The sequence below is a fragment of the Saccharospirillum salsuginis genome, from assembly GCF_014651855.1.
In the GTDB taxonomy this organism is placed as follows: domain Bacteria; phylum Pseudomonadota; class Gammaproteobacteria; order Pseudomonadales; family Natronospirillaceae; genus Saccharospirillum; species Saccharospirillum salsuginis.
Map to the genome: position 1 here is coordinate 41,876 of NZ_BMXR01000013.1, position 24,856 is coordinate 66,731.

The following is a 24,856-nucleotide window of genomic DNA, read 5'->3' on the forward strand; positions in this document are numbered from 1 at the left end:
ACTCAGGAACAGGCCATCCCGTCATGCTGACACTCCGTGGAAATCCTGCACTTTCCCCCTTTCGTCGCCAACGTATGCTGAACCGTCTGCGTACTCAGGTCGACAAAGCCCTCGCCGGGCAGATCACCGACCTGTACGCCGAGTTCGTGCACTTCGTCGACGCCGACGCCCCATTAACCGATACCGATCTGTCGGTGTTGGACCAGTTGCTGCACTATGGTCCCAACGCCGAACGGGAGACGGAGGACGGGCGCAGCCTCTGGGTGGTCCCGCGCCTGGGTACCATTTCCCCCTGGTCGTCGAAGGCGACCGACATCGCCCACAATGCCGGATTGGGTCAGATTCACCGGCTCGAGCGCGGCATCCGTTACTGGGTGCGGACCGAGACCGATCTGGACGACCGTCAATTGAAGCAACTGGGCGGCCTCCTGTACGACCGCATGACCGAATCCCTGTTGCTGACCGAACCGGACGCCGACAGCCTCTTCGCGAGACAGGAGCCGGCCGAACTGACCCGGGTACCGGTCCTGAGCGGTGGCCGGGACGCCCTGGTCGAGGCCAACCGGACCCTGGGTCTGGCCCTGGCCGACGACGAGGTCGACTATCTGGTCGAGGCCTATCGGACGCTGGACCGGGACCCGACCGATGTCGAACTGATGATGTTCGCCCAGGCCAATTCGGAACACTGCCGACACAAGATTTTCAACGCCAGCTGGACCATCGACGGCGAACCCCAGCCCTGGTCGCTGTTCAAGATGATCAAGAACACCTACGAACACAACAGCCTGGGTGTGTTGTCGGCCTATAAGGACAACGCCTCGGTGATCGAAGGGTTCCAGGCCGGCCGTTTTTACCCGGACAGCGATCATCAGTACCGGTACCACGCGGAAAACGTGCACATTCTGTTCAAGGTCGAGACCCACAATCACCCGACCGCCATCGCACCGTTCGCCGGTGCCGCAACCGGTGCCGGGGGCGAGATCCGCGACGAAGGCGCGACCGGCACCGGCGGCAAGCCCAAGGCCGGTCTGGCGGGCTTCACTGTCTCCGACCTGAACATTCCGGGCTATGTTCAACCCTGGGAAAGCCAGTACGGTCGGCCGGGCCGCATTGTCTCCGCGCTCGACATCATGATCGACGGCCCGATCGGCGCGGCGGCGTTCAACAATGAATTCGGGCGGCCGAACCTGGTGGGGTATTTCCGCACTTTTGAATTGAGCACCCCGGGTGTCAATGGCACCGAGATGCGCGGGTATCACAAGCCCATCATGATCGCCGGCGGCTATGGCAACATCCGTGAAGACCATGTCGACAAGGCCTGGGACAACATCCCGGTCGGCGCCCGCCTGATCGTCCTCGGCGGACCGGCGATGCAGATCGGTCTGGGCGGCGGCGCCGCGTCTTCCATGGACAGCATGGAGGGTAACGAGGATCTGGATTTCGCCTCGGTCCAGCGCGGCAACCCGGAAATGGAACGTCGTTGTCAGGAGGTGATCGACCGCTGCTGGCAGGCCGGGTCCGACAACCCCATCGCCTTCATCCATGATGTCGGTGCCGGTGGCCTGTCCAATGCCTTCCCGGAACTGGTCAATGACGGCGGCCGCGGTGGCCGGTTCGAGTTGCGCGACATTCCGAACGATGAACCGGGCATGTCGCCGCTGGCGGTCTGGTCCAACGAGAGCCAGGAGCGTTATGTACTGGCGGTGACGCCGGACAACCTGGCCCGATTCGAAGCCATTTGTGAGCGTGAGCGCTGCCCGTTCGCCGTTATCGGCGAGGCGACCGATGATCGCCGACTGGTGCTGAACGACCGCCATTTCGGCAACCGGGCCGTCGATATGCCCCTCGATGTCCTGCTTGGCAAGCCGCCGCGCATGGAGCGGGCCTTCGACCGTCAGGACTTCGAACGTGAAACCTTCAACACCAAGGGGATCGACCTGAGTGAGGCGGTCGAACGTGTGCTGCGGCTGCCCTCGGTCGCCAGCAAGAGCTTCTTGATCACCATTGGCGACCGTTCCATCACCGGTATGGTGGCGCGCGACCAGATGGTCGGCCCCTGGCAGATACCGGTGGCCAACGCCGCCGTCACCACGACCGGGTTCGAAGGGTATACCGGCGAAGCCATGGCCATGGGCGAGCGTACGCCGGTGGCGTTGCTGAACGCACCCGCTTCCGGCCGGCTGGCCGTCGCCGAAGTGTTGACCAACCTGGCCTCCGTCTCCATCGGTGACATCGGTCGGGTACGACTGTCCGCCAACTGGATGGCCGCCGCCGGTCATCCGGGCGAGGACCAGGCCCTGTACGACACGGTCAAGGCCGTCGGCCTCGAACTCTGCCCCGAACTCGGCCTGACCATCCCCGTGGGCAAGGATTCCATGTCCATGCGCACCACCTGGGACGACAACGGCAAGGCGAAGTCGGTGACCGCGCCGCTGAGTCTGATCGTCTCCGGTGCCGCCCCGGTGCTGGACGTGCGCAAAACCGTTACCCCGCAGCTGCGCACCGACAAAGATGACACCGACCTGATCCTGATCGACCTCGGTCGCGGCCAGAACCGCCTGGGTGGATCGGCTCTGGCGCAGGTCTATCGTAAAATCGGTGACGTCCCGGTCGATGTTGACGACGCCGAGGATCTGAAAGCTTTCTGGGCGGTCATGCAGGGCCTGGTCGCCGACGACAAACTGTTGGCCTATCACGACCGTTCCGACGGCGGACTGTTCACCACCCTGTGCGAGATGGCCTTCGCTGGCCGTACCGGCATCGATATCCAGGTCGACCGCTTCAAGCAGGATGACCTGGCCGGTGCGCTGTTCGCCGAGGAACTGGGCGCCGTGATTCAGGTCCGCCAGATCGACACCGAGGAAGTGCTGCAGCAGTTGAACGCAGCGGGCCTGGGCGATTGCAGCGCCGTGATCGGCCATTGCAACGATGATGATTTCGTGCGGTTTATCGACGACGGCGAGGAAGTCTACGTCAAACCGCGGACCGACCTGCTGCGCGCCTGGAGCGAGACCAGTTATCGACTCCAGGCCTTGCGTGACAACGAAGACTGCGCCCGCCAGGAGTACGACCACTGGCTGGACGCGAACGATCCGGGGCTGCACGTCGACCTGAGTTTCGACGAAAGCAAGGATATCACCGAGTCGCTGGTGATCGAGGGCAGCGAGCGGCCGAGCGTCGCGATCTTGCGCGAGCAGGGCGTGAACGGACAGGTGGAGATGGCCGCCGCGTTCGACCGGGCCGGTTTCGACGCCGTCGACGTACACATGAGCGATCTGCTCAGCGGACGGGTGCGCCTGAGCGACTTCCGGGGTCTGGTGGCCTGCGGCGGGTTCTCCTACGGTGACGTCCTGGGGGCCGGCGAGGGTTGGGCGAAGACGATTCGCTTCAACGAGACGGTGCGCGAGGCCTTCCGTGCCTTCTTCGCGGACCCGCAGACCTTCACGCTGGGTGTGTGCAACGGCTGTCAGATGCTGTCCAACCTGCGCGACCTGATTCCCGGGACCGACCACTGGCCGCACTTTGTGCGCAACCAGTCCGAACAGTTCGAAGCCCGGACCGTCATGGTCGAGGTCCCCGAATCGCCGTCCATTTTCTTCGCCGGTATGGCCGGTTCGCGCATGCCGATCGCCGTCGCCCACGGTGAAGGGCGGGCCGAATTCCGCGACCAGGCGCATCTCGACGGCGCGCTGAACAGTGAATTGATCGCCCTGCGCTATGTCGACAACCATGGCCAGCCGACCGAGCACTACCCGCAGAACCCGAATGGCTCGCCTGCGGGCCTGACCGGGTTCACCAGCGCCGATGGCCGTGTCACCGTGATGATGCCGCACCCCGAGCGGGTGTTCCGGGCCGTCACCAACTCCTGGCATCCGGATCACTGGCTGGAAGACGCCGCCTGGCTGCGCATGTTCCGCAACGCCCGCGTCTGGGTGGGTTGATGGCGGAATTCCTGGTTGTCTTCCTCGTTACCCTCCTGGTGGTTGCCGGTGTCGCCCTGGCCATGGTATTCGGCAAGGCGCCGGTCTACCGGCCGACCCAGGAGTCCGTTCAGACTCTGCTGACTCAGTTGTTGGAAGGGGAAGCGAACGAGCAGGAGTGGCAGTTCTTTCTGGACATGCCGATTCGGCATGATCCGGATCTGGAACAACTGCGCCAGGAATGCATCGAGATGTACGAGCAATTCGGTCTGCGCCCGCGACACGACAAGGCCCGGCTTAACGAAGCCGGGCAAATTCGTCTGCGCCACAAGATCAGCAAGCTGGAGCAAAGTGGCTCACGAACTTTTTAGTGCCCAAGTTTCAGAGTTAACAGAAGACTGATTGCCAGAAACCCGCCCCGGCTTCCGGGCAAACTCATCAAGGGTCGGCGTGAACCCATCCTTGGGGCCTGGACCGCAGCATCCATGCTGCGGACCACCCTTGATGAGTCCGCCCGGAATCCGGGGCTAGCCTGCAGCAAGCAAACACCGAAACCTGTGTTTAATAATGGATTCCTGGCTACGAGTTAACCACCCGCCAGAAAACGTTCAATAATACGCTGGAACGCCGCCGGCTTTTCCGCGTGCGGCCAGTGGCCGGCGCCTTCAATCAGTTTGGCCTCGGCGTTGGGAAAGCGGTCGCGGATGGCGGGCTGGTCTTCGGCGGTGATGTATTGACTGTTCATGCCCTTGATGAACAATGTCGGCCCTTCGAATGGAGCCTTGAAGTCCGGTTCGCCGGCGATGTCCTCGTACTGGTCCTGCAGTGCCTTCAGGTTGAAGCGCCAGGCCAGTTCGCCCTTATCGTTGCGGTACAGGCTTTTCAGGATGAACTGGCGAATGCCGGCGGTTTCGATGCCGTCTTTCAACGCTTCGTCCACACTGCGGCGGTCCTTGTGCTGGCTCAGGTCGATCCGGTTGAGGGCGCCGAAGATGTCCTGATGGTGGGGCGGGTAGGCCCGGGGGGCGATGTCGACGACGATCAGGCGGTCGATGCCCGCACCCAGATCACCAAGCGCCATCTGCATGGCGACTTTGCCGCCCATCGAATGTCCCATGAGGTGATAGCGTTCGATCCCCTTGTCCCGTAACCATTCCATCACGGCTTCGGCGAACGCCGGGTAGCTCTGCCGGTCGATCCAGGGGGAGCGGCCATGGTTGGGCAGATCCAGCAGGTGGACGCGGTAGTGTTCGGACAGACCCTTGGCGATACTGCGCCAGTTGTCGCCGCTGCCGAACAGGCCATGCAGAATGATCAGATCGGGGCCGGTGCCCAGGGTATCGCTGTGTAACATTTGGTCGCTGTCTCTTGTATCGGTTACCCTTTGGTGGGCATGGCCCACCATTTTTCATCGAACGGCAGGTATCTGATGGGCCATCGAGCCCCCAAACCGGCCCACTCCCCATAATCCGGAGATTCACATGGAATGCCGCAGTGGCTGTGGTGCCTGTTGCATCGCGCCGTCCATCAACACCCCGTTTTACGGCATGCCCGAGGGCAAACCGGCCGGTGTGCGTTGTGTGCATCTGCTGGCGGACTACCGGTGTGCTCTCTTCGGCCTACCGGAGCGACCTGCCGCGTGCGGACGATTTCAGGCCGAGCCGGACTACTGTGGTCGTGACCGGTTCGAAGCGTTGCGCATCCTGTCGGACCTGGAAGAATCCTCCCGGCCCTGAACTACAGGAAGGCGGCCTGGGCTTCGGCGGCTTTTTCCGTGAATTCGGCGAAGATGGGGTCCTCGCGGTCCGCCGGCAAGCGCAGGCGTGCGAAGGCGGTCACTTCTTCCCAATCCTTCCGGGCCCAGCCACTGGTGCTGTCCGCCAGCACGATGAGGTTGGCGACGGTGATCAGGTCGGTGAGGTCGCCCTCGTCCGGTTCCCGGTCGAACTTGCGATATTCCCTGGGGACCTGGCACAGGTTGCTCGGGAAATCCCACTTTTCCAGAATGACACCGCCCAGACCGCCGTGCAGTTGGTCGATGACCTGGCCGAGCGTGATGTTGTCCTGAATCAGGTCGTCGCGTTCTTCCGCGTAAGTGAGGATGGGCAGGGCGCCGAGTCGGTGGATCAGGGCGGCGAGGATGGCTTCATCCGGTTTGGCGATGCCGCTGTGGCGGGCCAGAACCGACGCCATGGCGGATACCTGGCCGGTCAGGCGCCAGAGCTGCCGCATGCGCTTGTCGATCATGTCCGTTGTCGCCTGGAACATCTGCTCCATGGCCAGGCCGATGGCCAGGTTGGAGGTGTAGTTCATGCCCAGTCGGCTGACCGCCATGGCCAGGTCCCGCACCTCCTGGGGGGCGCGCAACAGGGGGCTGTTGACCACCCGTATGATGCGCGCGCTGAGGGCGCCGTCCCGGCTAATGATCTGCGTCAGATCGGCGATGGTCGCCTCGGGATCCTCCGCTGTTTCGCGGACCTGAAGGGCGACTTCCGGCAGGCTGGGCAGAACCAGTTGATCGTTGTTCAGGGCATCGATGATGTCTTGCTTGACCGTCTCGACCAGTGTGCTCATGGGTACTGAGGTTTCCTAATGTCATCCAGGCATAGGCGCGCGCGCCACAGGTGGGCTGGCGTTCCACATTCGCGATTCACGAACTCGGCTTCATTCTAGCACCTTGAGCTCGACTCGTCGGCCTTCGTCGAGAAAGAGGCGGGGCGGGTGTTCGGTATCCTTGATCACGGCCAGCCCGACGCCACCGTCTTCCCCGGCCTGCCAATTGACCCATTCACCGCCCTGGCCCTTTTCGGTAAAGAGATTCGGTCCTTCCGGAGGCGTATTTCCGGACCAGGCCAGTCGGCTCAGGCCGCGCTTGCTCTGGCCCTTGTAATGCAGTCGTGCCACCACTTCCTGGCCGGTATAACAGCCTTTCTTGAACGAAATCCCGTCCAGGTGATCGAGGTTCAGCATCTGCGGTACGAAGCGTTCCTGATGGTCCGCTCCGACCCAGGCGTAGCCAGCTTCGATGTCCAGGCGTTGCCACGCTTCATTCGGTTTGACCGTGGCCGCCTCGACGCGCTCCAGCCGGTCTTCATAGTCATCGGCCCGGGCATTCAGCCATATCTGGGCCCGACCGTCCGGCAGTTGAAACGCGAAATGGCCGCCGCGCTGCCACACGCCCTGTTCACCTTCGCCGAACCAGTCATCCAGTACCTCGCCGGTGTTGGGCGCGACCACGCCCAGGCCATGGTAATGCAGGTGTTCATCGGCCAACCGTGAGCCCCGGAAAAACGGTATGTATTTCTTCAGGTGTTTCTGCAGCCCCTCACTGGCCGAGGCGCTGATCACCAGTTTCACTTCGGCCGGGTCGCTCGCAAGCGGCAGGTTCCAGACGTTGGCCACGACCCGCCCCTTGGGTGTGCAGAAGGCGCCGGGTTTCGGACCGGATGAGGTCAGTCGGTTGTAATCCTGGGTTCCCTGACCCTGGAGGAAGCTCAACGCATCGCTGCCGGCAATGCTTAAAATGGACAGATGGTCCAACGGATAAAATGTCGTATCGCTCATAAGATTTCGGCTTGTTCGTTGCTAACTGTTACACTATGCGGCCTACCGTGTCGCCTTCAATGGCCGCGGTACCTCCAAAGGTTGAGTGTGGACAGTATCCCGTGGAATTGACAGAAGAACAGGCGCGAGAGCGCCGTCGTCTCTGGTGGCACAGCCGCCGGGGCATGCTCGAGTTGGATGTCTTGCTGGTGCCCTATACCGAAAAGGTGTACCCGACCCTCAGTGAAGACGATCAACGCATTTACCATCGCCTGATCGACAGCGAAGACCAGGACCTGTTCAACTGGTTCCTGGAAAAAGCGACGCCGGAAGACCCGGAACTCGCTTACATGGTGCGTAAAATACTGGACCGTGTTCAGCCCGATTGAATGCCGCCTGACACCGTCGCGCCTGTCCGCGGTGGTGACGTTCGGCCCTGTCGTGTTGCTGGGCCTGTTTGGCTGGTTTGCCGGTGTCGAACCGCTCTGGCTGGTGTCCGCCTGGGCGGTCACACTGTACGTGCTCTGGCATGTTCACCGTCTGGAAGCACCGGCGCGCTACCTGCGCTGGCACGGTGAGCGCGTCATCCTCTATACCGAGCCCGATCTCACCGATCCGGAGCCATACCAATGGACCGGGCGCGGCCGCCGTAACGTCCTGTATATCCGACTTGAACTCTTATCCGAAACCCGGGAGCGTCACGACCAGATGATCTGGCGCGATACCGTGACCGATGCCAGTTGGCGGGCATTGAATGCCGCCTACCGGGTCAATTCAACGGTGAAAGCACCGTGATTTCGGCGGTTTCCTGTTGCGTGGGGTAGGTTAAGGTGTAGTGCAGGCCCCGGCTTTCCTTACGCGACAGAGCCGACTCGATAATCAGTTCGGCCACGACCGCCAGATTGCGCAACTCCAGCAAATCCGCCGTGATGCGGAAGTTGGCGTAGTACTCCTGGATCTCCTGCTTGAGCAACTGAACCCGACGGCGCGCCCGCTCCAGACGTTTGTCCGTGCGCACGATGCCGACGTAGTCCCACATAAAGCGACGGATCTCGTCCCAGTTGTGGCTGATGACCACTTTTTCATCCGAATCCGACACCCGTGACTCGTCCCACAACGGCAGACGATCCGCATCCGGCTCGGGCAGGGCTTCGCTCAGGATGTGTTCCGCCGCAGCCTGGGCGTAGACGATGCACTCCAGCAGTGAATTCGAAGCGAGGCGGTTGGCGCCGTGCAGGCCGGTGTAGGCGCATTCGCCGGCGGCGTAGAGGCCATCCAGGTCGGTGCGGGCCTGAACGTCGGTGCGGATGCCGCCACAGGTGTAGTGGGCGGCGGGAACGACCGGAATCGGTTCGCGCGTCATGTCGATGCCGTAACTCAGGCAGCGCTCGTAGATGGTCGGAAAGTGATTGCGGATGAAATCGGCCGGCTTGTGGCTGATGTCGAGGTAGAGATGGTCGGCCCCGAGGCGTTTCATTTCGTGGTCGATGGCCCGGGCGACGACGTCGCGCGGGGCCAGTTCCCCGCGGTCGTCGAAGCGGGGCATGAAGCGTTGGCCGTCGGGCAGAATGAGCCGGCCGCCTTCGCCACGCACGGCTTCTGAAATCAGAAACGACTTGGCCTTGGGGTGATACAGGCAGGTCGGATGGAACTGGTTGAACTCCATGTTGACGACACGGCAGCCGGCGCGCCAGGCCATGGCGATGCCGTCACCGGTGGCACCGTCGGGGTTGCTGGTGAACAGGTAGACCTTGCTCGCGCCGCCACTGGCCAGCACGGTCGCTCGGGCGCCGACGGTGATGACCCGGTCCCTGCTTTTATCCAGCACATAGGCGCCCAGGCACCGATTGGGGTCGTCCTGACCCGGCAGCGCCTTGCGCCGGGTGATCAGGTCGACCGCGACATGGTCTTCCAGTACATGGATGTTGGCGCGTTGCTGGACGCGCTCGACCAGGGTCTCGGAGATGGCCCGGCCCGTGGCGTCGGCGGCATGAATGATGCGACGATGGCTGTGGCCGCCTTCACGGGTCAGGTGATAGTCGACATCGGAACCGTCTTCGTGGGTGAAGGGGACGCCCTGGTCGATCAGCCACTGGATGGCGGCTGTGGAGCGCTCTACGGTATGGCGCACGGCCTTGGGTTCGCACAGGCCGCCACCCGCCGTCAGCGTATCGCTGACGTGGTCGTCGACCGAATCCACCTGGTCCAGCACACCGGCGACACCGCCCTGTGCCCAGGCCGTGGAGCCGGAACCGAGTTTGCCCTTGCAGATCAGGTAGATGTTCAGATGGCGGGGCAGGCTGAGCGCCAGGGTCAGGCCGGCGGCACCGGTTCCGATCACCAGGACATCGGCGGACAGTCGAGACGGCATGGCGGGACTCACTCCGTTGGAATTATCGTAAAAGAGACGGCAGTATATCGAATCGACCCGGGCTTTCAGTAATCCGGCGCGAAAATGGACTGAACTTTTTGCGACCGCGACAGTCAGAGGCTGTATCGCAACAAGTAACCCGTGGAGAGCGCCTCTATGGCCAACGATGCCGATCAGCGGCTGGTGGATAAAGCCCAAAAGGGCGAGAAGCGAGCCTTTGATCTATTGGTCCTCAAGTATCAACACCGGGTCGCCACCGTCGTCACGCGCTACCTGCGCGACAGCGATGCCGTACCGGACATCGTCCAGGAGGCGTTTATCAAGGCCTATCGAGCCTTGCCGGCCTTTCGCGGTGACAGTGCCTTTTACACCTGGCTGTACCGGATCGCGATCAACTGCGCGAACAATTATCTGGACGCCAACGGTCGGCGTCCGAGTGGCAACAGCGTGGAATTGGACGAGACCGGCCTGGCTACGCCCCAGGCGCTGACCGATATTGCGTCACCGGACCGGATTCTGGCGCGTGAGCAATTGGAGAAAGGCCTGAAACAATCGCTTGATCGCATGCCCGAGGATTTGCGGGTGGCGGTCACGCTGAGGGAATTCGAGGGGCTGAGTTACGAAGACATCGCCCACATCATGGACACACCCATCGGCACCGTACGATCGCGCATTTTCAGGGCGCGCGATGCCATCGAGAAAGACCTGAACAGCCTGATGACCGCTCCTGCCCGACAGGCGGCATCCGATCCCGTGAGGTGAACATGAACGATCGCGTCAATGAGAGTTTTTCCGCCTTCCTGGATGGAGAGGCCAGCGAGGTCGATATCCAGAGGTTGATGAAAGCGCTCGACAAGAACCCCGAGCTGCTGGACGACTGGCATCGGCTTTCCCAGGTGCAGGCCGCCATGGCCGGCGACGTCGTGGTGGATGTGGGCCGGCAGCGGTTGGACGACTCTGCCGGGGATCACGTTGAGCCGCCCGCACCGCGTCGGTCCCTGGCCAAACGCCTCAGTCAAATGGCCGTCGCGGCCGGCGTGGCGGTGGTCGTGGTGATCGGTGCCCGCTGGGAGACACCGCAACAGCCGGACACCCAGGTGGCCGGGATTCAGGATGTGGACGCCGCCCAGGCCCGATTCGAGGCCCAGCAGCGTTTGAATTCCTATCTGCGCCAGCATGCCGAAGCCGCCTCCTACAGCAGCGGTCATGCGGTGGTGCCATCCAACTTGCAGTGGGAAGCCAGCGAATGAAACGTCTGCTTTTGGTGATCGTCTGCCTGATGTCGATGCCGGCTTTCGCCATGGAGTGGCAGTGGCTCAACGAAATGCGTTCGGCCATCCGGGACATGAGTTATCAGGGGGAATACCTGCATCGCCGTGGCGACGAAACAAGCGTGTTTTCGATCGCCCACGCGACCCGAGACGGCGAAGCGGTGGAGCTGTTGCAACAACTCGATGGCAGCATGATCGAGGTGTTACGCGAAGGCGATCGCGTGGTCTGTTACTACCCGAAAGGCTCGGAAGACCTGGTCGATCGGGCCATTCCGGCCGCGCCATTCTCGCAGATGGGGCCGATGCAGCTCGAGCGCATCGCGAAATCCTATCGGGCCATGGCCATGGGCGAGGCCCGGGTGGCCGGTCGCGATGCCCGGGTGGTGTCGCTCAGCGCTGACGATTGGCGTTATCAGCACAAGCTCTGGCTGGATAAGGCCACCGGTTTGCTGTTGCAGTCCGAAATTCGCGGCCAGGACGGTACCGTGTTGGAACAGTTCCGCTACACCCGACTGACCATCGGTGAGCCGGTCAGTGATCAGGCTTTGCAGCCGAGCCTGGCCAAGGCCCAGGTGCGTCAGCAGACGCAGTACCGTTCCGAGCCGGAGCAACCGGATGCCGGCGGATTTGTGACCGAACCCGGTTGGTTGCCGCCCATGTTCGAACTGGAAATGACCGAGCGGCATACCGGGTCCGACGGCTGGATGGAAAAGCGGGTCTACAGCGATGGACTGGCCACGTTCTCGGTATTCGTCGAGCCGGCCATGGACGAGGATCCCATGGACAGTCAGGCACGCATGGGCGCGACCCATGCCGTGATGCAACAGCAGGGTGACCTGATGGTGACCGTGATCGGTGAGATTCCGGTGGAGACGGCGCGCCGTTTGCTGAGCTCGGTCCAGCGGGTACAATAACGCCTTCAACCCTTCACAGAGTGGCCGCATCCTTGGTTCGAGAAGAAGGCATCGTGGTTCAGGTCGAAGCCGGCCAGGTCGTTGTGGCCGTGGTCCAGACCAGCGCCTGCCAGAGTTGCAAGGCCAAGCAGGGCTGCGGCCAGGCCGCGCTGAGCGACTGGGGCGATGCCGATCGCCAGGCCGCCAAAAACCACTTCCGCATTCCCCATGACGGCTCGCTTAAACCGGGCGATGCCGTCACACTCGGTATCGAGGAAGACACCGTCTCGCTCGCCGCCGTCTGGATGTACCTGTGGCCCCTGGCCAGTGCTTTTTTCGCGTTACTCGGCGGGGCCGCCCTCGGCTGGCCGGAACCGGTGCAACTGGGCGCCGCTTTGGTCGGCGGCGGCCTGGCATTCGGTGTGACACGCCGTCGCTTCCGCCGAGCCGACGATCGCTGGATCCCCCGCATTCTGGAAAGCCGGCCGGGCGGGGACTCGCTCATCGTACGTGCCGGCTGAGATCGATTCCGGCGCTGTTGCCCGGCTTTCGTCAGGACGCGTACAGCCTCGCGTCAAGGCCCCGCGCAGCGGAGTAAATGGGGTGTAAAACGACCCGTCTCGCCCGCTTGCATTCATCGCTTGTGTCCTAATATCCGTTCGTACCTCGTCGAACGGAACGGATAGGAGACGTATTTCTATGTTACATCGGACTTCCAAGGTGACCGGATCCACGCTGAAGCTCTTGTTGGCGGTGGTTTTTCTGGTGGCTGGTCAGGCCACGGCGGAATCGCTGCCCGACTTCACCGGACTGGTGAAAGATCTGTCGCCGTCCGTGGTCAAGATCACCACGACAACGACCGTTGCTCGCGGTGAACAACAACAGGTGCCGGAGATCTTTCGCTACTTCTTCGGCGATCAATTGCCCAATAACCCGAATTTCCAACAGCCTAACCCGCGGCCTCGCGAAGGGTTGGGCTCCGGTTTCATCATCTCCGAAGACGGCTACATCCTGACCAACAACCACGTGGTCGAAGGCGCGGACGAAGTGTCCGTGACGCTGACCGACGGCACCGAGTACAAAGCAGAGATCATGGGCTCCGATGCGCAGACCGATGTCGCTCTGTTGAAGGTGGAAGCCGATGGGTTGCCCGCAGTCACCATGGGCGACAGCGACGACCTGGCCGTCGGCGAGTGGGTGTTGGCCATCGGATCGCCGTTCGACTTCGAGTACTCGGTCACCGCCGGCATCGTCAGCGCCAAGGGGCGCGCCCTGGGAGGCATCGAGCGCTATGTGCCCTTCATCCAGACCGACGTGGCCATCAACCCGGGCAACTCCGGTGGCCCCCTGTTCAACCTGGATGGTGAGGTCGTTGGCATCAACGCCCAGATCTACACCCGTTCCGGCGGTTTCATGGGCTTGTCCTTCGCCATCCCGATCAACATCGCCATGGACGTGGCCGATCAGTTGAAGGAAACCGGTGAGGTCCAGCGTGGCTGGCTCGGCGTCGAAATGTACCCGCCGTTTAATGAAAACCGCGAACTGGCCGAATCGCTGGGGCTGGATCGTCCCGAAGGTGCGCTGATCGCCCGGGTGTTCGAGGGCAGCCCGGCGGCTGAAGCCGGCATCCAGGCCGATGACGTTATTGTTGAATTCAATGGACAATCGGTGCGCCGCTATTCCGATCTGCCGCCGCTGGTTGGTCAGGTTCGTCCCGGCTCCAGCGCGGAGGTGGTCGTTGTTCGTGACGGCGAGGAAGTCGAGCTGGAGGTGACCATCGGTACCCTGGACGAAGAGCAACTGGCGTCCGGCGGACCGGCACAGACCACCGACAATCCGTTCAACATCATCGTTCAGGATGTCGAAAACCGGGACGGCGTTCTGGTCGAACAGGTCTTCGAAGGGCCGGCTCAGGAGGCCGGGCTGCGCAGCGGTGACGTCATCACCATGCTGGCCGGGGAGTTCGTCCGCAGCAAAGAGGATTTCGACCGGTTGGTGGGCCAATTGCCGGAAAACGGTGCTGTGGCGGTGCGCATCCTGCGCGGCAACAACATCGTCTATCTGGCGATCCCCACGGACTCCGAGTAACGTCCGCATCCCATCCGGCGATCCCCGCTTACAGGCCGGGATCGCCGAACCCCACCCGGGGTCGCGTGGTTTTCCCCGCCCAAATAGTATAAACTCGCGACCCCATTTTTAGCCGAGTGTTAGCTTCTGTGAGCAGCGATCTCTCCCATATTCGCAACTTTTCCATCATCGCCCACATCGACCATGGTAAATCCACACTGGCGGACCGGTTCATCCAGGTTTGCGGCGGGTTGACGGACCGCGAGATGGCCGAACAGGTTCTCGACTCGATGGACCTGGAGCGGGAGCGTGGCATCACCATCAAGGCCCAAAGCGTGACGCTCGACTACAAGGCGCGGGATGGCAAGGTGTACCAGTTGAATTTCATCGACACCCCGGGCCATGTCGACTTTTCCTACGAGGTGTCCCGTTCGCTGTACGCGTGCGAAGGGGCCTTGCTGGTTGTGGACGCCGGTCAGGGCGTCGAAGCCCAGTCCGTCGCCAACTGTTATACGGCGATCGAACAGGGCCTCGAAGTCCTGCCGGTGCTGAACAAGATGGACCTGCCCCAGGCCGAACCGGACCGGGTGATTCAGGAAATCGAGGAAATCATCGGTCTGGAGGCGCACGACGCCGTGCGGGCTTCGGCCAAGAGCGGTCTGGGTATCGAGGACATCCTCGAGCAGTTGATAGAGCGCATCCCGCCGCCGGAAGGCGATCTCGAGGCCGACCTGCAGGCGCTGATCATCGATTCCTGGTTCGACAACTACCTGGGTGTGGTCTCGCTGGTCCGCGTCCGTCAGGGCACGTTGAACAAGGGCGACAAGATTCTGATCAAGAGCACCGGTCGTCAGCACGTGGTCGACCGGCTGGGGATTTTCAACCCCAAGATGACCGACAAGACCGTGCTGAAGGCGGGCGAGGTCGGCTTCATCTGCGCCTCGATCAAGGAAATCCGAGGAGCCCCGGTAGGCGATACCATTACCCTGGCCACGACGCCGGACGTGCCCATGGTTCCCGGCTTCCAGAAGGTCAAACCTCAGGTGTACGCCGGTTTGTTCCCGGTCTCGGCCGACGACTACGGCGATTTCCGCGACGCCCTGGACAAGCTCAGCCTGAACGATGCGTCCCTGTTCTACGAACCGGAGAGCTCGGATGCGCTGGGTTTCGGTTTCCGTTGCGGCTTTTTGGGCATGCTGCACATGGAAATCGTGCAGGAGCGCCTGGAGCGCGAGTACGACCTGGACCTGATCACCACAGCCCCGACCGTGGTCTACGAGATCATGAAGACGGACGGCGAAGTGGTCATGGTGGACAACCCGTCCAAGCTGCCGGCCATCAATAACATCGAGGAATTCCGCGAGCCGATTGTGCATGCCACCATCCTGGTGCCCCAGGAACACGTCGGCAATGTCATCACCCTGTGCGTCGAGAAGCGTGGCGTGCAGAAAGACATGCAGTTCACCGGCGGTCAGGTCTCGCTGGTCTACGAACTGCCGATGGCGGAGATCGTCATGGACTTTTTCGATCGGTTGAAATCCGCCTCGCGCGGCTTCGCCTCGCTGGATTTCGCCTTCGACCGCTTCGAGGCGTCCAACCTGACCCGCCTGGACATCCTGGTCAACGGCGACCGGGTCGACGCCTTGGCGGTGATCATGCACCGCGACCATGTCCAGCGCCGCGGACGCCTGCTGTGTGAAAAAATGAAAGAACTGATCCCCCGCCAACAGTTCGATGTGGCCGTTCAGGCGGCTATCGGCAATCAGGTGGTGGCCCGCACGACCGTTAAGGCCTTGCGCAAGAACGTGACCGCCAAGTGCTACGGCGGTGATGTCAGCCGTAAGAAAAAGCTGTTGCAGCGTCAGAAAGAGGGCAAGAAGCGCATGAAACAGGTGGGATCGGTATCGATTCCCCAGGATGCCTTCCTCGCCATCTTGAAAGTGGATAGTTAAAAGGAATTCCGACGGATGAATGTGATTGTAATCTTCTGGGCCTGCCTGGCACTGACCGCTGCCTTGGCGATGCTGATTTTCGCCCGCGAGCACAAGCGCCTGTCAACGGCGGCCGACCAGGCCGAGTGGGACGAGTCCCAGTTGCAGGCTCTGTTCTCGCCCAGCATTCAGGAACGCGGCCTGGGGTACGTTCTGCTGGCGATGCTGGCGTTGTTGATCTGGCAGACCATCCGTCAGAGTTTCGATTTCGCGCTTCTGCTGGTGGTCGCCACCGGGGTCACCGGCCTGATCTATCTGGCCGATGTCCTGGTGCTGCGGCCCTATCGCCAGCGAGTGCTCAAGGCGGCCCAGGGCAGCATCGACAACTTCGAGGAAACCGCCGCCCAACTGAACACCGAGCCGGGTCTGATCGAAAACAGCCGGTCTTTCTTCCCGGTGTTGTTGCTGGTGTTCGTGCTGCGCAGCTTTCTGTTCGAGCCGTTCCAGATCCCCTCCGGGTCGATGAAGCCGACGCTCGAAATCGGCGATTTCATTCTGGTCAACCGGTTCACCTACGGCATCCGTATGCCGGTAACCAATGATGTCGTCATTCCGGTCAATCAGCCGGAGCGGGGCGATATCATCGTTTTTCGGCCACCGCATGAACCCGACAAGAACTTCATCAAGCGTGTAATCGGCCTGCCCGGCGATCGCATCCAGTACGACTATGGTCGGCGCATCCTGCGCATCAACGGCGAAGTGGTCGAGCATGAGTTCGAAGGCCGGGTGTCGGACGAAGAGGGCAATTACCTGCGCTACACCGAGCACCTGAACAGCCTCGACCATTCGATCTACCTGAACCAGACCGGCCCCAATCGGCATCCGCATGAATGGCTGCCGCCGGCGGGCGTGGTCGTGCCGCAGGGGCATTATTTCGTCATGGGCGACAACCGTGATTCGAGCCACGACTCCCGTTACTGGGAGGGCCAGCGCCGCATCCAGCAGGGCGACTACGGCAACAACGGCGAGAACGCCTGGGGGTTCGTCGATGAAAACGCCATTCTGGGCGAAGCTGTCGGCATCTGGATGCACTGGGAGGGCTGGTATCCCAGCTTCTCGCGCCTGGGTGGGATTGAGTAACGCCGCCGCAGTGGGCAAAATGGCCTGATGTTTTGTCTGTAAACCCGGTGATAGCCCGACAGCGTCGGGTATCACCTTGCCGAATAGGATGAAAATCGATGCGCACACCCGGTCGCGAACGCGGCATGTCGCTGTGGAGTCTGGCTTTTTTACTCTTTCTGGTCGTTTTCTTCGGCTTGCTGGTGGTTAAACTGGCCGGCCCCTACTACGACCAGTTCACACTCGATCAGATGATCGATCGTGCCGTTACCGATATGGCGGGTTCCGAATTTTCCGAGTCCGAGTTTCGGGATCGGCTCAACAAGAACCTGAACATCAACAATATCGAGTTGGACTTGCGCAAGGATTTGTCCTTCGAGACACGTTCGAACGACCCCAAGGTGGTGCTGGACTATGAAAAACGCATTCACATCTTCGGCAATGTGGATGTCGTGCTGAGCTTTCACGAAGAGTACGGATTGTAATCAGTGTCATTAGCCATCGATCGCCTCTACGGGCGTCTGGGTTACCGGTTCTCCAATGAAGAACTGCTGATCCAGGCGCTGACGCATCGCAGTCATTCGCGACGCAACAACGAACGCCTGGAATTCCTGGGCGATGCCATCTTGAACTGCACCATCGCCCAGCAGCTGTTCTCCCGTTTCCCCAAGGCACGGGAAGGGCAGTTGTCCCGGTTGCGGGCCCATCTGGTCAAGGGCGAGACCCTGGCCGAGCTGGCGCGCGAGTTCGAGCTGGGCGAATGCCTGCGACTGGGCAGCGGCGAGTTGAAAAGCGGCGGTTTCCGGCGCGACAGCATTCTCGCCGATGCCGTCGAGGCGGTTATTGGCGCCATCAGCCTGGACAGCTCCATGGCGGACGCGCAGAACGTCATCATCCGTTGGTACGAACCGCGCCTGTCCGACATCAACCTGAGCGACAACATCAAGGATTCCAAGACCCGGCTGCAGGAATTTCTGCAGTCGCGCAAAGCGCCCTTGCCGGTGTACAACGTACGCGAAGTCAACGGCGAGGCACACGACCAGAACTTCATCGTGGATTGCGAGGTCGCCGGCCTCGATCAAGCCACCGTCGGCGAAGGCAACAGCCGACGCATTGCCGAGCAGGAAGCGGCCCGCGCCGCCCTCAAAGCTCTCGGAGAGAAACTCAAGTGAATCAGCACTACGACATCAACACCCATTGTGGCTTCGTCGCCATCGTCGGGCGCCCCAATGTGGGCAAATCGACCCTGATGAACCACATCCTGGGGCAAAAGATATCCATCACCTCGCGCAAACCGCAAACCACGCGGCATCAGGTGATGGGCATTCATACCGAAGGGGACAACCAGATCGTCTTCGTCGACACGCCCGGCATGCATCGTCAGGAAGAGCGGGCCATCAACCGCCACATGAACCGTGCCGCCGATTCGGCCCTGTCCGACGTCGACGCCGTCATTCTGGTGGTCGACCGCACCGTCTGGACCGATGAGGACCAGTGGGTGCTGGACAAGATCAAGAAAGTGAAAGCGCCGGTCATCCTGGCGATCAACAAGGTCGACCAGTTGGACGACAAGAACGCCCTGCTGCCGCACATCGACACCCTCGCCAAGCAATTCGCCTTCGCCGAGGTCGTGCCCATGTCCGCGTTGCGCGGTAAAAACCTGGACGCTCTCACCCAGAGCATCGTCAGTCGCCTGCCGGTCAGCCCCTTCCACTTCCCGGAAGAGCAGATCACCGACCGCACCGAACGCTTCATGGCGGCCGAGTTGATCCGCGAGAAACTGATGCGCCAGTTGGGCGCGGAATTGCCGTATTCAATGGCCGTCGAGATCGAACAATTCCAGTTCGAAGACGGTGTTCTGCACATTCACGGTCTGATACTGGTCGAACGCCAGGGGCAGAAGAAAATTGTCATCGGCGACAAGGGCACCCGCATCAAGAAAGTCGGCCACGACGCCCGGGTCGACATGGAAAGCCTGTTCGACGCCCGCGTCATGCTCAATCTCTGGGTCAAGGTCAAAGGCGGCTGGGCCGACGACGAACGCGCACTGAAAAGCCTGGGCTACCTCGACGAATCATGAAGCCCCATCGCGCGCCGGTCTTGCCCGCCTTCGTGCTGCACGCCCGGCCGTTTCGCGAACATCACTGGTTGCTCGAACTGCTCACCCCGACCGAAGGACGTTTCACCGCCATCGGTCGGGACCCCAAGCCTGAAACCTTTCGCTTGCTTAAAATCCGCCATTCCGGTCGCTCCGAGCTCAAACGGCTCGACGACTGGCGCTACACCGAGCCCGCCCAGCTGAAAGAGGGACAGGCCCTGCTGCTTGGCCTCCACCTCAACGAACTCATTGTCCGCCTGCTGCCGCGCCACCAGAGTGACGAACCCTTTTTCGGCGCCTACGCCAGCACTCTGCTGTCCCTGACCGACCCCGCGCGCCGCACCGCCGCCCTGCGCTTCTTCGAACGGCGCTTGCTCGAGAGTTGTGGCTTCGGTATCGATTACCGCCAGGCCATGGACAGTGGCGACTGGATCCAGCCCGGTCAAAGCTACCGCTTCGACCCCGCACTCGGCTTCTGCAGCCTGGGTCGGGACCGCGATATAGAGGGAGCGTCTATTCTTGCTATGGCGGAGAATGATTGGCAGGCAACGGATGCATTAAAATGGGGAGAGCGGGTGCATAGGGCGCGAATTGAACATTTGTTGGAAGGGCGGCGCTTGGTGAGTCGGGATTGGGTGTTTTAGGAACTTCGTGAGACACCGGACAAACAACGAAACTCAACCGTTAGAGGAGTAGGGCGAATGGCCCAGGGGATTGGAACGGACATTGTCGAGATCGAACGGATTGCCCGGGTACTCGAGCGTCAGGGTGACCGCTTTTTGAACCGGATATTGACCCCGGCCGAACGCGATGAATATCAACGCCGCAACCGCCCCGTCAAATTTCTTGCCAATCGGTTCGCCGGCAAGGAGGCTGTGGCCAAGGCGCTGGGATGCGGCATCGCCGACGGCGTCACCTTCCATTGCATCGAAATTCTGCCCAATGCCCAGGGCGCACCCGAGGTCGTATTGACCGACCGGGCCGAGGAGCGGCTGGGCATGGCCGGCGCTCAGAAAGTATTGTTGAGTCTGGCCGACGAACACCACTACGTCGTCGCCTTCGCATTGATCTCATAGAATGCGTATGTAGGCTGTGAAAGTATGGTTGTTCCTCCCGAAGCGTCGGACCGCCCAGAGGGAGAAGGAGCTGGTTCTTGGTGCGATATCAAGCCCCTGGGGCGGGGGTAGCCCTCCCAGGGGATGTGGGCCGCCAGGATGGCGGCCGTCAAGCCCCCATGGACGGGTTGAGTGGGCGGCATCCCGCGCGACCCCAGGGAGGGTTACCCCCGCCTCAGGGGCGAACCCAGCCACGGTGTCCACCCTGCATCACCCCGTCGTCACCTTCTTCCCGGACTTCTGCTGCACCTGATAGGCATACACCTTCACCGCCTGATCAAACGCCTGGTCCCGGTCGTTCTCTTCGTGCCAGCGAACCACCTCGGTGATCTCCTCATTCAACAGGAAGAGGGCGTCCTCGAGTACCGCATAGTGCCCCTGTTTCAATAGGGATTCCGTATGACGGGCGGTCTGCTGGATGCGCGGTACGCCGCAGTAATGGGTAGCGCCGTGGAGTCGATGCACCTGCTCCAGCAATGCCTTGTAGTCGCCTTGCTGATAGAGCGCGTTGATCTGACTCTGGTCGTTTTCCAGGGTGTCCATCAACATGGCGAACATGTCGCGTGCCAGTCCGAGCTTGCCGCTGGCCTTTTCCAGGCCTGAGACCAGATCCACCACCGGCAAGCGTTGCAGGTCCTCGATGTCCAGCGTATCCGGAGTTTCCTCGTGCGCGAACGCCGCTTCCGGCGATTGCCCGTCTTGCTGCAGGGTGGCGCCGGTCCACTTGAACAGGGTGCGCTGCAACTGGTCTTCATCCACCGGCTTGGTCAAGTAGTCGTCCATGCCGCTGTCGAGCATCGACTGGCGTTCCTCGGCCAGGGCGTGTGCGGTCAGCGCGATGATCGGCATGCGTTGATGCGCCGGTTCCAGGCGGCGCATGCGCTGGGTCGCTTCGATGCCGTCCATACCCGGCATCTGGATGTCCATGAATACCAGGTCGTAGCGGGTCTGCTGAATGGCGGTGATCGCATCCTCGCCACTGGGTACACCATCGACCAGAACGCCCATGGACTCCAACAAGGTCACAATCAGTTTCAGGTTGGCGGCATTGTCGTCCACCGCCAGTACCCGTATGGCATTACGGACCGAACCGAGCATCAGGGGGGCGTCTTCGGGACTGGTGCCACCGCTGTACGGATTCAGCATCGATACCAGAGTCTGGTACAACTGCTGGGTACGCACCGGTTTGGACAGGTAGTGTTGGGCCCCCTGTTCTAGCAGCTTGTAACTGATGTCGTCCTCGTGCGTCGAGGCCAATACCAGGGTGGGGCAATTCAATTCGCGCTCGATCTTGAGAATCTTGCGATACAACTGCTCGTCGTCGGCGAATCCGGCCACATCGATCAGCGCGAGATCGACGCGCTCGGCTTCCGGGTCCTGCAAATGGGACAGCAGTTCGTCCAGATCCTGTTGTTCCAGGCAGTGAATGCCCCAGTTTTCGGCCTGGTGGCGCAGCGCCAGGCGGGACATCTCCCGCGGCTCGACCACGGCCATTGTATGACCCTGCAGATCGGTCCGCTTGGGCGGTTGTTGGATCGCCGGCGCGATCTCGGCCTTGACGTTGAACCAGAAGGTCGAGCCCTCGTTTTTAACGCTCTCCAGCCCGATGTCGCCGCCCATCTGCTCGACCAAGCGCTTGGATATTACCAGACCCAGGCCGGTGCCGCCGAATTCGCGCGCCGTGGAGGAATCCGCCTGCGAGAAGGCGTGGAACAGGGCTTTCTGCTCGGCTTTGGACAGGCCGATGCCGGTGTCGGTGACGCTGATGCGAACCATCACCTTGTTGCCCTGGGCCTGCTCGATCATGGTTCGCACCACGATGCTGCCCTCGGGGGTGAACTTGATGGCGTTGTTGACCAGATTGGTCAGCACCTGCTTCAGCCGAAGCGGATCCGTGATCAACTGCTCCGGTACATCGGAGTAGTACAGCGACACCACCTCCAGGTTCTTCGCCTGGGACGCCGGCGCCAGCATGACCAGGACATCCTCGATGGTCTCGCGCAGGTTGGTGCTGCGGTTGTCGAGCATCAGTTTGCCGGCTTCGATCTTACAGAAATCGAGCACGTCGTTGATGATGGTCAGCAGACCCTGGGAGGACGACAGAATGGTGGCGACATAGTCTTCCTGCTTGCGCGTTAGGTTCGATTTATCAAGCAGCCGCGCGAAACCGATGATGCCGTTCAGGGGGGTGCGAATCTCGTGGCTCATGTTGGCCAGGAACTCGGTCTTCACCTGGTTGGCCTGCTGCGCTTCGCGCCGGGCCATATCCAGTTCGATGTTCTGGATCTCGATCGTCTCCAATGTTTCGCGCAAATCCTGGGTGGCCTGCTCGACGCTGTTCTGCATGTCCTCGTAGGCTTCCTTCAGCGTCTCCGCCATGGAATTGATGCCCACCTCCAAGTCGTGCAACTCACCGCTGGCCTTGAGATCGACCCGGGCATCCAGATTGCCCTCGCGAATGGCGTCGACGGTCTCGATCATGTTGCGTACCGGCTGGCTGATCTCCCGGCTTAGCCAGACCGCAAGCCCGGCCACGGCGAGCATCCCCAGCACCAGCATCAGGCTGTTGATCAGGATGGTGCGATAATGCGCGACCTGGGTGTTGGCGTAATCGAATTCGACCTCGAGCCACCCCGAAGGCGGCGACGTGCTCATGCGCAATTGCAGGTCGGAAGGCGGATAGATCGGAATGAGGTAGCGGTACGTCTCGCCCGACTCGTACAGCGTCAGGCGCGTCGTGTCCTGAATGGCGTGCGGATAGGCCGGCCCGACCATGGTCGGCCCCGAATGCAGCCACTCGCTGCCGAACGGATCGAACAACCGGACCGACCGCGCATCCCGCTCACCCAGGGCACGACGCAGCAGGGCCTGAACCAGTTCGGTGTCGCCCTCCTGCAGCGGCATCGCCAGACCATCGGCCAACCGTTGCACAGCGGTCTGGGTGCGCCCGGAGAACGCCTGATTCTGCTGCGACAGATCCTGGTAGGTGTACCAGGCCGTAAACACGAGACCGAACACCAGTACCGGTGCCAAAGCGATGAAAATGATGCGATTTTGCAGGCCTGAGGAATTCATAGATCTTGCCGGAAATGTCGTAAAGGAACTGTAATCGCGCCGCTCGGCACGGTCAATTGGAAACCGGGCTTCGTACTCTTCAGCTTTCTCGAATTCATCGAACGAAGTTTACGGATGGCTAGCGACGGATGCCGGGTATGCCTATTCGGGGATGTCGGCCGCCTGGATGGCGGCCGTCAAGCCCCCATGGATGGGTTCACGGCGACCCCGAATAGGCATACCCGGCAGCCGGCGCGGGTTTTGGCACCCAGCAACTCGACTTCTATAGTCAAAAACCGGGGCATTAATCGAACTGGTTATTACGTTTCGAGCTACTAAACCACTATCATAGGGGGTTCATCAATTCGGAGATCCAGCATGCCGTCTTTCCCCACGATCGAAGACTGCGTCGGCAACACGCCCCTGGTGCGCCTGCAGCGTATGGGCGCGGGCAGCAGCAACACCATTTTGCTCAAGCTGGAAGGCAACAACCCCGCCGGTTCGGTCAAGGACCGGCCGGCGCTGAGCATGATTCAGCATGCCGAACAGCGTGGCGAGATCAAGCCCGGTGATACACTGATCGAAGCCACCAGTGGCAACACCGGCATCGCACTCGCCATGGCCGCCGCCATCAAGGGCTACAAGATGATCCTGATCATGCCCGCCAACCTCAGTGAAGAGCGCCGCGCCAGTATGCGCGCCTATGGCGCAGAGATCATCAGCGTTACCCAGGAACAGGGCATGGAGTACGCACGCGACCTGGCACTTCGCATGCAAAGCGAAGGCAAGGGCCGGGTGCTCGATCAGTTCGCCAACCCCGACAATCCACTGGCGCACTACGAGACCACGGGCCCGGAGATCTGGCGGGATACCGAAGGCACGGTGACCCATTTTGTTTCATCCATGGGCACCACCGGCACCATTATGGGCGTTTCCCGGTACCTGAAGGAGCAAAACCCGGCCGTCCAGATCGTTGGACTGCAACCGACCGAAGGCTCGCAGATCCCCGGCATCCGCCGCTGGCCGGAAGCCTACCTGCCCGAGATCTTCGATGTCAGCCGGGTCGATCGCGTGATCGATATGGAGCAGGACGAAGCCGAGCGCACGATGCGACAACTGGCGAAAGAGGAAGGCATCTTCGCCGGTGTCTCTTCGGGTGGTGCCGTCGCCGGGGCTCTGCGTTTGAGCCAGGAGGTTGAAAACGCCGTGATTGTCGCAATTGTCTGTGACCGCGGCGACCGCTACCTGTCGACCGGTGTTTTCCCCGGCTGAACCAGGCAAGCTGAACTATCCTTTTCGGACTTGCGAATCCGGAGCCGGCTGGCTATGTTGCCGCATTGTTTCAGAGTCACCCTGTTCAGCGGCCAATTAACCGCGACATAACAGTGTCGGGTGGCGGGGGTGGTCTGGAGGGATGTCCGAGCCAGGACGTCGAGACCAAGCCTACATGGATGTATACACGGCGACCCTCCGG

The 24,856-nt window shown here is 61.5% G+C and carries 23 protein-coding genes; 18 read left to right on the forward strand and 5 right to left on the reverse strand.

The window, feature by feature from the left end; translation table 11 throughout:
• The first annotated feature begins 23 nt into the window (after window positions 1–23).
• Window positions 24–3,941, forward strand: a complete 3,918-nt coding sequence (gene purL / locus IE111_RS20615; RefSeq protein WP_189612373.1) for a phosphoribosylformylglycinamidine synthase — start codon at window positions 24–26, stop codon at window positions 3,939–3,941.
• Entirely contained in the window at window positions 3,941–4,291 is a 351-nt protein-coding gene (locus IE111_RS20620) for a hypothetical protein (RefSeq protein ID WP_189612375.1), read from the forward strand. Before purL ends, IE111_RS20620 begins: the two co-directional genes overlap by 1 nt.
• Before the next feature lie 215 nt (window positions 4,292–4,506).
• On the opposite strand, the gene IE111_RS20625 is transcribed toward IE111_RS20620, so the two are convergent.
• Complete coding sequence (locus IE111_RS20625) at window positions 4,507–5,274, reverse strand: alpha/beta fold hydrolase (RefSeq protein WP_189612377.1); 768 nt, start codon at window positions 5,272–5,274, stop codon at window positions 4,507–4,509.
• A 127-nt stretch (window positions 5,275–5,401) separates the two neighbouring features.
• Here IE111_RS20625 and IE111_RS20630 point away from each other — a divergent pair, with 127 nt between their 5' ends.
• Window positions 5,402–5,656 carry a YkgJ family cysteine cluster protein gene (locus IE111_RS20630; protein WP_189612378.1) on the forward strand — a complete coding sequence of 85 codons (255 nt, stop codon included), beginning with the start codon at window positions 5,402–5,404 and terminating at the stop codon, window positions 5,654–5,656.
• A gap of 1 nt (window position 5,657) precedes the next feature.
• Here the strand turns inward: IE111_RS20630 and IE111_RS20635 are convergent, their stop codons facing one another.
• Both IE111_RS20635 and ygfZ read right to left on the reverse strand, forming a co-directional pair.
• Entirely contained in the window at window positions 5,658–6,494 is an 837-nt protein-coding gene (locus IE111_RS20635; protein WP_189612380.1) for an HDOD domain-containing protein, read from the reverse strand.
• Between the two features lie 90 nt (window positions 6,495–6,584).
• Window positions 6,585–7,484, reverse strand: coding sequence for a CAF17-like 4Fe-4S cluster assembly/insertion protein YgfZ (gene ygfZ / locus IE111_RS20640; protein WP_189612382.1), 900 nt, complete (start codon window positions 7,482–7,484; stop codon window positions 6,585–6,587).
• Window positions 7,485–7,585: 101 nt separating this feature from the next.
• On the opposite strand from ygfZ, the gene IE111_RS20645 reads away from it, so the two are divergent.
• The gene (locus IE111_RS20645; protein WP_444544505.1) at window positions 7,586–7,852 is read left to right on the forward strand and encodes an FAD assembly factor SdhE; all 267 of its coding nucleotides are present in this window, start codon (window positions 7,586–7,588) and stop codon (window positions 7,850–7,852) included.
• Entirely contained in the window at window positions 7,836–8,258 is a 423-nt protein-coding gene (locus IE111_RS20650; protein WP_189612386.1) for a protein YgfX, read from the forward strand. The genes IE111_RS20645 and IE111_RS20650 overlap by 17 nt, the downstream gene beginning before the upstream one ends.
• On the opposite strand, the gene nadB is transcribed toward IE111_RS20650, so the two are convergent.
• Window positions 8,233–9,834 carry an L-aspartate oxidase gene (gene nadB / locus IE111_RS20655; protein ID WP_189612388.1) on the reverse strand — a complete coding sequence of 534 codons (1,602 nt, stop codon included), beginning with the start codon at window positions 9,832–9,834 and terminating at the stop codon, window positions 8,233–8,235. The genes IE111_RS20650 and nadB overlap by 26 nt on opposite strands.
• Before the next feature lie 156 nt (window positions 9,835–9,990).
• Between nadB and rpoE the strand changes: the two genes are divergently transcribed.
• The 12 genes from rpoE (at window position 9,991) to acpS (ending at window position 20,289) form a co-directional block, all read left to right on the forward strand.
• Window positions 9,991–10,596 (forward strand): RNA polymerase sigma factor RpoE, encoded by a 606-nt coding sequence (rpoE, locus tag IE111_RS20660; protein WP_189612390.1) that lies wholly within the window; start codon window positions 9,991–9,993, stop codon window positions 10,594–10,596.
• Between the two features lie 2 nt (window positions 10,597–10,598).
• Complete coding sequence (locus IE111_RS20665) at window positions 10,599–11,084, forward strand: sigma-E factor negative regulatory protein (protein ID WP_189612392.1); 486 nt, start codon at window positions 10,599–10,601, stop codon at window positions 11,082–11,084.
• Window positions 11,081–12,019, forward strand: a complete 939-nt coding sequence (locus tag IE111_RS20670) for a MucB/RseB C-terminal domain-containing protein (RefSeq protein WP_189612394.1) — start codon at window positions 11,081–11,083, stop codon at window positions 12,017–12,019. Before IE111_RS20665 ends, IE111_RS20670 begins: the two co-directional genes overlap by 4 nt.
• A gap of 32 nt (window positions 12,020–12,051) precedes the next feature.
• A complete protein-coding gene (locus IE111_RS20675; protein ID WP_189612396.1) occupies window positions 12,052–12,519 on the forward strand; it encodes a SoxR reducing system RseC family protein in 468 nt (155 codons plus the stop codon).
• A 178-nt stretch (window positions 12,520–12,697) separates the two neighbouring features.
• Window positions 12,698–14,086, forward strand: a complete 1,389-nt coding sequence (locus tag IE111_RS20680; RefSeq protein WP_189612398.1) for a DegQ family serine endoprotease — start codon at window positions 12,698–12,700, stop codon at window positions 14,084–14,086.
• 128 nt (window positions 14,087–14,214) lie between these two features.
• Window positions 14,215–16,017, forward strand: a complete 1,803-nt coding sequence (lepA, locus tag IE111_RS20685) for a translation elongation factor 4 (RefSeq protein WP_189612400.1) — start codon at window positions 14,215–14,217, stop codon at window positions 16,015–16,017.
• A gap of 15 nt (window positions 16,018–16,032) precedes the next feature.
• Window positions 16,033–17,136: a signal peptidase I gene (lepB, locus tag IE111_RS20690; protein WP_308427567.1), complete on the forward strand. Its 1,104-nt coding sequence runs from the start codon at window positions 16,033–16,035 to the stop codon at window positions 17,134–17,136.
• Window positions 17,137–17,234: 98 nt separating this feature from the next.
• Window positions 17,235–17,600, forward strand: coding sequence for a DUF4845 domain-containing protein (locus IE111_RS20695; RefSeq protein ID WP_189612402.1), 366 nt, complete (start codon window positions 17,235–17,237; stop codon window positions 17,598–17,600).
• Window positions 17,601–17,603: 3 nt separating this feature from the next.
• The gene (gene rnc / locus IE111_RS20700; RefSeq protein WP_189612405.1) at window positions 17,604–18,287 is read left to right on the forward strand and encodes a ribonuclease III; all 684 of its coding nucleotides are present in this window, start codon (window positions 17,604–17,606) and stop codon (window positions 18,285–18,287) included.
• Window positions 18,284–19,195 (forward strand): GTPase Era, encoded by a 912-nt coding sequence (gene era / locus IE111_RS20705; protein WP_189612407.1) that lies wholly within the window; start codon window positions 18,284–18,286, stop codon window positions 19,193–19,195. The genes rnc and era overlap by 4 nt, the downstream gene beginning before the upstream one ends.
• Entirely contained in the window at window positions 19,192–19,857 is a 666-nt protein-coding gene (gene recO, locus IE111_RS20710; protein ID WP_189612409.1) for a DNA repair protein RecO, read from the forward strand. Before era ends, recO begins: the two co-directional genes overlap by 4 nt.
• A 57-nt stretch (window positions 19,858–19,914) precedes the next feature.
• Complete coding sequence (gene acpS, locus IE111_RS20715) at window positions 19,915–20,289, forward strand: holo-ACP synthase (protein ID WP_189612411.1); 375 nt, start codon at window positions 19,915–19,917, stop codon at window positions 20,287–20,289.
• A gap of 249 nt (window positions 20,290–20,538) precedes the next feature.
• On the opposite strand, the gene IE111_RS20720 is transcribed toward acpS, so the two are convergent.
• Window positions 20,539–23,403 carry a response regulator gene (locus IE111_RS20720; protein WP_189612430.1) on the reverse strand — a complete coding sequence of 955 codons (2,865 nt, stop codon included), beginning with the start codon at window positions 23,401–23,403 and terminating at the stop codon, window positions 20,539–20,541.
• A 357-nt stretch (window positions 23,404–23,760) separates the two neighbouring features.
• Here IE111_RS20720 and cysM point away from each other — a divergent pair, with 357 nt between their 5' ends.
• The gene (gene cysM / locus IE111_RS20725) at window positions 23,761–24,654 is read left to right on the forward strand and encodes a cysteine synthase CysM (RefSeq protein ID WP_189612432.1); all 894 of its coding nucleotides are present in this window, start codon (window positions 23,761–23,763) and stop codon (window positions 24,652–24,654) included.
• Window positions 24,655–24,856 lie beyond the last annotated feature (202 nt).